Here is a 1,167-nt window from a genome sequence, read left to right as displayed (position 1 = left end):
AATTTAATGTTTGTTCTTGATTGCCAATTCGTTGCATAAAAAAACCGGTTTTCCCTTACTCTACAAGGGAATCCGGTTTTCGAAATCGCAGCTCAGCGAAGTTCAACTAACGTTATCAGTTAGCACAATGATAAGGCTTAACTACTTACCGCTTCAGCATCTTTTAAAAGCGTCAAAAACTTATTCCTTCCGTCTTCTGTCAATGTACAGAATGTATCGTTTACTTCAATCATGCCCATGCCCTCAATCCAAACGGTTACTTTAATGAGTTCTTTACCTTCACTGTCAATTGCAGTTAGCTTAAAGTTCGGAAAAATAGCTTTGGGCTGCCCATTCATAATATCTGCCGTTCGAACTGCTTGTTCAAAATTTCGAATATGTTCTTTCCCTTTCAACGGTTTTCCTACTGGTCGCCAGGTCAACTTGTTTGCAGATTGTGAAGACTCTCTTTCTTCTACTTTAATTTCACTGATCAAATCAAAATTTAACTTAAACTGTTCTCCGAGTTGAACACCCGAGTGAATTTCCGTAGATTGCTCAACTTTGGATTTACAACCTATTTCTAATAAAAGCACAACAATTGTCAAAATTACCATTATCGTTTTTCGTCCCATCAAAGTTTTTTCTCCCATCCAACGAGTTGCTCTTGTAAATATGCTCGTTACATTTAGACGGTATAAAATGTGAAATTGTTTCAGTTTCACTTTTTATAGCTACTACTCACTCCATTATCCCGTTAACTGAGAAGGCTGCCGTTCTATACTGTCGGCAGCCTTCTCCTGATGTCTATTGAGCTATAGTTACCCGTTGAGCGATCACATAGAAACGGAAAGAAGCGATGGATCCGGTTCCACCGCTACGCTATCGTTCATACTTTAGGTTAATCGAGAAGCCCACCTGGTTTAAAAAGCGATGTCACAATAAACATTAAACCAAAAATTAAGACAAGTACTCCAATTATCCTTGAAACAAGGATGCTGGATTTGCTAAATTCTAGTTTTTGATTAAATTGACAACGCGTATATGTTGGGAAAAATATTTTCCATATCCCGAGGATTATGGTGCTACAAGATGTCAAGACAGTTATTTTAATATAGTTAAGGTGTGAAATGATTCACAATGTTCAGTGGGTAATGAGACGTGAATGTTCTAGTGCTTTGCCTGAGA

The 1,167-nt window shown here is 37.7% G+C and carries 1 protein-coding gene; it reads right to left on the bottom strand.

Going from position 1 to position 1,167, the window contains the following annotated elements; all coding sequences use genetic code 11:
• Positions 1-137: 137 nt before the first annotated feature.
• Complete coding sequence (locus tag AC58PQ_RS29535) at positions 138-632, bottom strand: hypothetical protein (protein WP_497247959.1); 495 nt, start codon at positions 630-632, stop codon at positions 138-140.
• Positions 633-1,167 lie beyond the last annotated feature (535 nt).

This window comes from Paenibacillus sp. J22P143 (genome assembly GCF_059692035.1).
Note: the sequence above shows the minus strand (reverse complement) of the source record. Positions and strands in the feature narration are given on the sequence as shown.

Excerpts from the sequence above, each read along its gene's own strand:
- AC58PQ_RS29535 (WP_497247959.1), bottom strand. The coding sequence starts at position 632 with ATGGGAGAAAAAACTTTGATGGGACGAAAAACGATAATGGTAATTTTG.